The organism is Allobosea sp. P4_C6 (genome assembly GCF_056402015.1).
This window is the reverse complement of sequence record NZ_JBFUIF010000095.1, coordinates 1-6,864: the sequence shown is the minus strand read 5'-3', so window position 1 is coordinate 6,864 and position 6,864 is coordinate 1. Positions and strand designations below refer to the sequence as shown.

At 62.3% G+C, this 6,864-nt stretch carries 6 protein-coding genes and 2 pseudogenes; 4 read left to right on the top strand and 4 right to left on the bottom strand.

From position 1 onward, the window contains the following. Together AC1DVA_RS25815 and AC1DVA_RS25810 are read left to right on the top strand one after the other, a co-directional pair. Positions 1-1,468 (top strand): serine hydrolase domain-containing protein (locus tag AC1DVA_RS25815; RefSeq protein WP_476807765.1); only part of this gene is annotated, 1,468 nt, incomplete at its 5' end. Between the two features lie 10 nt (positions 1,469-1,478). Beyond that, positions 1,479-1,826 (top strand): hypothetical protein, encoded by a 348-nt coding sequence (locus AC1DVA_RS25810; protein ID WP_476807764.1) that lies wholly within the window; start codon positions 1,479-1,481, stop codon positions 1,824-1,826. A gap of 14 nt (positions 1,827-1,840) precedes the next feature. On the opposite strand, the pseudogene AC1DVA_RS25805 reads toward AC1DVA_RS25810, so the two are convergent. Continuing rightward, positions 1,841-1,942: pseudogene (locus AC1DVA_RS25805) on the bottom strand (IS6 family transposase); the annotation flags it as partial. Here AC1DVA_RS25805 and AC1DVA_RS25800 point away from each other — a divergent pair. Further along, positions 1,942-2,249, top strand: a pseudogene (locus tag AC1DVA_RS25800) (transposase); the annotation flags it as partial. The pseudogenes AC1DVA_RS25805 and AC1DVA_RS25800 overlap by 1 nt on opposite strands. Positions 2,250-2,347: 98 nt before the next feature. Here the strand turns inward: AC1DVA_RS25800 and AC1DVA_RS25795 are convergent. From AC1DVA_RS25795 to AC1DVA_RS25785, 3 genes are all read right to left on the bottom strand, one after another. Beyond that, positions 2,348-3,121 (bottom strand): SDR family NAD(P)-dependent oxidoreductase, encoded by a 774-nt coding sequence (locus AC1DVA_RS25795; protein WP_265055526.1) that lies wholly within the window; start codon positions 3,119-3,121, stop codon positions 2,348-2,350. Between the two features lie 109 nt (positions 3,122-3,230). After that, entirely contained in the window at positions 3,231-4,340 is a 1,110-nt protein-coding gene (locus AC1DVA_RS25790) for an enolase C-terminal domain-like protein (RefSeq protein ID WP_265055525.1), read from the bottom strand. Positions 4,341-4,997: 657 nt separating this feature from the next. After that, entirely contained in the window at positions 4,998-5,681 is a 684-nt protein-coding gene (locus AC1DVA_RS25785) for a GntR family transcriptional regulator (protein ID WP_476807763.1), read from the bottom strand. A 227-nt stretch (positions 5,682-5,908) separates the two neighbouring features. Here AC1DVA_RS25785 and AC1DVA_RS25780 point away from each other — a divergent pair. After that, on the top strand, positions 5,909-6,864 hold a 956-nt coding region (locus AC1DVA_RS25780; protein WP_476807762.1), incomplete at its 3' end, for a mandelate racemase/muconate lactonizing enzyme family protein.

Sequence of the window (6,864 nt, the reverse complement as noted above, 5' to 3'; positions counted from 1 at the left end):
ACTGCCGACGCAGGCGTCGATCGAGGCACTGCTGCCCGATCTCGACAAGCAGGTCGCGGCGGGGATGAGCGCTTTGTCGGTCCCTGGCGTCGCGATCGGCATCGTCTTCGACGACAAGCTCATCTTCAGCAAGGCCTTCGGTGTCAAGGAGGCCGGCAAGCCCGATCCCGTCACGCCCGACACGATGTTCCAGGTCGGCTCGACCACCAAGGCCTTCTTCGCGACGACGCTGGCCCAGGCGGTCGATGCCGGCAAGCTGAAATGGACCGACCATGCCAGCGACTTCGTTCCGGATTTCCAGCTATCCGACCCGTTCATCTCGCGTGATTTCCGTATCCTCGACATCGCCGCCCAGCGCAGCGGCCTGACGCCCTATGTAAATGATGGGCTGGCCTTCCTCGGATTCGACAAGGAGACGCTGTTCCGCTCGATGCGCGTGGCGCCGCAGACCGGTATCTTCCGCTCCGATTTCCGCTATCTCAACATCCCGCATCTGGCCGGCGGCGAAATCGTCGCCAAGGTCAATGGCGCCGAGTCCTGGGCAGCATCGGTGAAGCGGACCCTGCTCGACCCGCTCGGCATGTCCTCCACCACAGCAACGGCCGAGGCGATCGCGCAGGCGCCCAACCGTGCCATGGGCCACAGGCTCGATGACAAGCCGGTCGCGATCCCGTTCCACCCTGCCTTCCCCTATGCGCTGGGACCGGCGGGCGCGTTCAACTCCAACGTGCCGGACATGGCAAAGTGGCTGCGGCTCCAGCTCGGGCGCGGCCATTTCGGCGAGAAGGTCATTGTCTCCGAGGAGAATCTCGACGTCACCTGGACGCCGCGCGTCGCGGTGAACGAGCGTATGAGCTACGCCGTCGGCTGGCTTGCGATGGCGATGCCGCGCGGTCGGGCGATCTGGCATAATGGCGGCACCTCGGGCTTCGGCGCTCATGTTGGCTTCCTGCCCGACGCCAAAACCGGCATCGTAATCCTGACCAATGTCGGCGGCCCGAGCCTGGCCGATGCGCTTGGACTCTGGTTCTACGACCGGGTGCTCGGCAACCCTGCGGTCGACAACATCGCGCTGGCGGCCGCCTCGTCGAAGAAGCAGCGAGAGCAGGAGAAGCTGGAGCAGGCGGCGTTCGTTGTCGGCCCGATGCCGGCCAACATCGCCGCCCTTCTCGGGACCTATGCGTCGCCGGTTCTTGGCGACGCGGTCGTTTCGGTGGCTGATGGCAAGCCGCAGATGAAGCTCGACCGGACCGACCTGAGCATGCTCCTCGAGGCCCACAAGGATGATCCGAACCTGTTCCAGGCACGGATCACCGCGGCAGGAGGCTACGAGGCCATCGTTGCGATCGTCGGTGACACGCCCTTTGTCCAGATGCGCTTCGAGCGCGATGTGACCGGGCGGGTTGCGCAGGTGCGTTGGATCAATCCGGAGCTGCCCCATCTCTTCACCCGACAGTCCGAGCAATAGGGAGGGTCCGATGACGAGCTTTTACAGCCTGATGCGGCTCGGTCTGGTGTTGACATTGCCAGTTCTGGCGGTGGTCGTGTTCCGGGGCTCGGCCTCTGCGGCATCGCCCGTGCTCGGCCTTCAGGCGCCGGGGCTGGTCGAGCCGGCCCGCTCGCTCCTGCGCGATCTCTTCCGCGACGATGGCGAGGACGATTTCGTCCACGACAACCACTATGACTGGAACGATTATCGCAATTCGACGTCTCGCAAGGAGCGTATCCGCGACTTCAACGAGATGCAGCGGCACGATCAGAAATCCTACTGGAAGCAGCAGAAAGAAGCGCAGAAGGACATGATCAAGCGCCAGCGCGGGTGGTGAAGTCGTGTCAATGAAATGCGATCCGGTCTGCCATGGCGCGCAAGTGCCTTCCGCAGGAAGCATTTGGCCGACGGCAGGTCACGGTTTTCGCTGAAGAAGAACCCCACCGTGCCGCCAGGCCTATGTCGATCAGGTGCTCGTGCCCGAGTTGAAGCCCGGCGACATAGTCGTCATGGTCAACTTCGGAGGGCGCGCGCGTGCGTGCGGCCATCGAGGCCCCGGGCGAGCCTGCTTTACCTCCCGCCCTACGGCCCCGACTTCAACCCGGTCGAAAACGCCTTCTCGAAGGTGAAAGCCGTGCTGCGCAAGACAGCAGAGCGAACGCGCGACAATCTATGGAGCAGGATCGCAGACATCATCCCGCTATTCTCGCGAGCCGAATGCTCAAACTTCTTCAAAGCCGCTGGGTACGATCCAGAATGACCGGAAACCGCTCTCTAGCGAACCCGGGCCCCCCCTCGATCGCGACCTCAGGGCGTAAGTCCAGATGACCTGAAAGAAATCGGTGCTTTCGAAATTGCTTAGAATCCATGTAGTGCGCCGCCATCGACTACCATGATATGGCCGGTGACATAGGCTGCAGCTGCCGACGCTAGATACGTCATCGCCCAGCCGATATCGGCTTCGGTGCCATAGCTTTTCATCGGGATACGGCCGTCGATCTTGGCCTTTCGGGCAGGGTCGGTCGAGGTTGCCTGCCGAAACAGCGGCGTGTCGATCCAGCCCGGCGCGACGCCATTGACCCTGACCTTCTGGGGCGCGAGTTCGGTCGCCATGGCCCGGACCATTCCGACATAGGCGGCCTTCGCCGCCGAATAGCCAATCACGTTGGGAATGCCGAGGAAGGAGCTCATCGAGGCCGTGAACAGGATCGAGCCGTTCCCGGCTCGCTCGATCTGGGCGAGGAAGGCGCGCGACAGAGCGTAAGCACCATGGACATGCACGTCCAGGATCGTCCTAAAGTCGGTTGGTGTCATATTCGCAATGGGTTTTTTAATCGTGTTGCCGGCGTTGTTCACCAGGATCGATACCGGCCCGAAACGCTGCATGACCGCCTCGGCATAGGCTTCAGCCTGATCGACGCGAGTGACGTCGAATGGTAAAGATCCAGTCTCGCCGCCCAGATCTGCCGCTGCGTTCTCTATCTTCTGCGCATTGGTGCCTGCCAGCGTTACTCTGGCTCCGGCCGCTGCAAAGCAGCGCGCGATGCCCAGGCCCAGGCCGCTGCCGCCGCCAGTAACGAGCGCGTGGTGTCCCTTCAGCGAGAAAATATCGAGTGGGTGGGATGCAGTCACAAGCGGTCTCCTACATCGATCAGGATCTTGGTGTTGGCGCGGATCAGCATCCTCGTTCGGCGAAGGATATCGAACTGGGGCGGTCGATGGAGAGGGCTTTCATTTCACCTCAAACGATCTTGACGGTCATGCGATCGACGTCGTCCCAATCGATCTCGACGCCGAGACCGGGCAGGGTGGGTAGTGTCGCCAGACCGTCGCTGATCGGCAGTTTCTCCTTCAATCCAAAGGCGAAGCCCTCGATCGGATAGAGAACCTCGAAATAATCGCAGTTCTTCATCGCCGCGCAGCAGTGCAGATTGACGATCTCCATTGGGTGGAAGATCGAGGTGTGGACCTCGCAATTGACGCCGAAGGCTTCCGCCAGCCGCGCGGTCTTCATGACGCCGGTCACGCCGCCGGTCCAGGATACGTCGGCACGGACCCGATCGACGACGCGTGTCGCGATGCATTCGGCGATGCTGTAGGGATGTTTGGCGAGGACTTCGGTCCCAACAATCGGTATCTCCAGCGTCCGGCTGAGTTCGCGCAGCGAATGCACATCCTCGTCGTAGAGCGGCTCTTCGAACCAGTAGTAGTCGAGCTTCTCCAGTGCTCGACCGAAGCGGATCGCCTGCTCGAGATTATAGGTCGAGACGGGGTCCGACATCAGCGTAAATGTCGCCCCGACCGCCTCGCGCACCAACCGATGGGCCTCCAGATCTTCTTCGATATCGTTGCCCGGCGTGTGGAGCTTGTAGGCGCGCAGGCCTTCTGCCTGAGCCCGCAGCGCCTCGGCTGCGTAGTTCTTAGGCTCCTTCAGGATCATCGAGCTGCCATAGGCCGGAACGGAATCGCGATAGGCGCCAAGATATTTGTAGAGCGGCTGGCCGGCTGCTTGCGCGCTGAGCAGCCAGAGTGCGGTGTCGAAGGGGCCATAGGCGTAGATCGGCAGATGCCCCCACCAGCGATCGGCAGTTCGGAACTCGTGCCAGGCTTTTTCGCGATCGCGCGGATCGCGTCCGATGAAGAAAGGCCGCAAGGTGTCGGCGATGAGCTGGCCAGCACCGGGCGCGGACCGGCCGGCGAAACCGAAGGTCGTCGCCGACAGGGCGCTGTCGGTCTTCAGCGTCACCACCAGGAATTCGAAATTGCCGAAATCGCCCGTGCGGAAGGCGGCAGCCTGAAAATGCTCAGGCTTGCGCTGGCAGCAGCGGACCTCGATATCGGTGATCCTCACGTGAGCAACCCCTTAGAACTTGCCGTGGCGGAGATAGGCTTCTTGCGGATCGACACCGGCGAGAATCGCGCTGCGCGCGAGGTTCTCGGCCGAAATCGCCGTCGGGCGCCAGCTCAATGAAGCTGATGACGGCGGCGAGCGCTGTGTTCTTCACCAGTTGCACGGAAAAGCCGACTGTCGGGGACTGCGAGCCGCAACCCCCGCGGCAGGATGACAAACCGCATCGCCGTGGGCAGCCAACCCGTCGGCTCCCTCCCATGGGCCGCACCCGACCGACTCGATCGCGCCGCGCCAGATGTCGGTCAGTAAGGCCGCCGCACAGAGCGTCAGCGCGAGCCCTGCTGCGAGGATTACCCGCAAGCCGAACCCGAGATGAGATACCCCGAAATAGGCGATGATCCAGCGCAAGGGCGGGAAAATCGGGACGGGCAACAATGTCAGTCCGGCGCCGAGCAGCCCGCCGCCGGCAAAGGCGATCAGCGAGAGCAGGAGTGTCCATTGCGCTGCCTGCGCGAGGTGGCCGACACGGTAGAGGGAGGACCAGGCTGTCGTGCCGATGCCGCCCTCGACGAATTGCGGCCTGCGAGCGCGCGCCGGAAAAGTCCAGATAGTTCATCGTATTTCTCCGGGATGTGCGACAGAGCGCACGCGGCCCGATCAGGACTCTGTTGTCTCGCTGAGTATTGAGCGGCTGACATTTTCGAGCGCGTTGTCGCGGCTGTGCAGGAGATGCCGGCGCAGAGCTTCGCGAGTTTGGTCGGGTGAGCCGACCTTTAACGCGTCTAGGATATCGTGGTGCTCGTCGGCCGAGCGGCTGTAATCACCGGCCAGATAGACGAAGACGGTATGGGTCTGGCCTAGGATTCGCTGGTGCCATTCGCAGATGAGCCTGTTACCGGCAGCCGCCATAAGGGCACTGTGGAACTTGCGATCGTGGACGAGGGCGGTGGTGATGTCGTCGAGCGAGCCGCGCCGCGCGTAGAACTCATGCGTCTCAAGGCAGCGCGACAATTCGCCGAGCAGATCGGTCCTCACTGCCTGTAGCTCGAAGAGGCGGCCTACGGCGTTGAGCTCGATCAGCATGCGCCCTTCATAGAGCTCCTCCACATCTGCGAAGGTGAATTGCCGCACGACTGCCCCCTTGCGCATCGCGGATACGACGAGACCGTCCGCCTCTAGCCGCAGCAGCGCCTCCTTAATGGGCGTCTGGCTGATGGCAAGGCTGAGAGCGAGTTCCTCGGGAAGGAGTCGTTTGCCGCCAGGTAGAACTCCGGAGAGGATGCGCGCGCGCAATTCTTCATAGGCCTGATCGGACAAGGTGGCGCGGACGACGGAGTTCATATCGCTATGATCGCTGCGCGGGCAGATAATGCAATATTGAAAATAAAAAATTTTCTATTTTATTTTGTCGAGGACTCTGGTTATGGTCCTTGCCGGAGGATCACAACGACAAACGTCCCAAGCGCCGCCGGAGGGGTTCTTCTCAAGCCGCGCCATGAGCGCACCCGTAGCTTTCTCGCGCAGTTGCTTCTGAGCTTGCCCGTCCCCCTCCAGGACTTAACACCCCCATGAAGATCGTTGCCGTCGAACCGTTCATCCTGCACCTGCCACTGACGCAGAGCTCGATCTCGGACTCCACCCACAGCATCACCCACTGGGGTGTCGTCGGCACACGTATTCGGACGGATAACGGGCTGGAGGGCTACGGCTTCACGGGCACCCATGGCCATATCGCATCCGATCGCCTGATCACCTCCTGCATCGGGACCTCCTATGCGCCGTTGCTGATCGGGGAGGACGCCAACGACCGCTCGCGGCTCTGGACGAAGCTTGCGCGCTCTCCTGCGCTGCAGTGGGTCGGGCGCGCCGGCATTACGCATCTGGCGCTCGCGGCCGTCGATGTCGCCCTGTGGGATCTCGCTGCGAAGCAGGCGAGGCTGCCGCTGTGGAAATTCCTCGGGGGCCAGGGCGTCAAGGCACTAGAAGCCTATAACACCGATATGGGCTGGTTGTCCTTTTCAAGGGAAACCCTGCTTTCGGAAGCGAAGAAGGCCGTTGAGGTCGACGGCTTCACCCGCATCAAGGTCAAGGTCGGTCATGACGATCCCAATATCGACATCGATCGCCTCGCTGCCGTCCGCAAGGCGATTGGTCCAGGCGTGCGGATGGCGATCGACGGAAACGGCAAATGGGATCTGCCGACCTGCATCCGCTTCTGCGCGCAGGTCGAGCCCCTAGACATCTTCTGGTTCGAGGAACCACTCTGGTACGATGATGTGGCGGGTCACGCGGCGCTTGCCCGCTCGACCTCGATCCCGATTGCGCTCGGCGAGCAGCTTTACACGCTCGATGCCTTCAAAACCTTTCTCGCAGCCGGCGCGCTGACGTACGTCCAGCCTGATGTAACAAGGCTCGCGGGCATCACCGAATACATCCAGGTCGCCAACCTCGCCCACGCGCATCGCTTGCCGGTCGTGCCCCATGCCGGCGAGATGAGCCAAGTGCATGTGCACCTGTCCTACTG

Excerpts from the sequence above, each read along its gene's own strand:
- AC1DVA_RS25810 (WP_476807764.1), top strand. The coding sequence starts at position 1,479 with ATGACGAGCTTTTACAGCCTGATGCGGCTCGGTCTGGTGTTGACATTG.
- AC1DVA_RS25785 (WP_476807763.1), bottom strand. The coding sequence starts at position 5,681 with ATGAACTCCGTCGTCCGCGCCACCTTGTCCGATCAGGCCTATGAAGAA.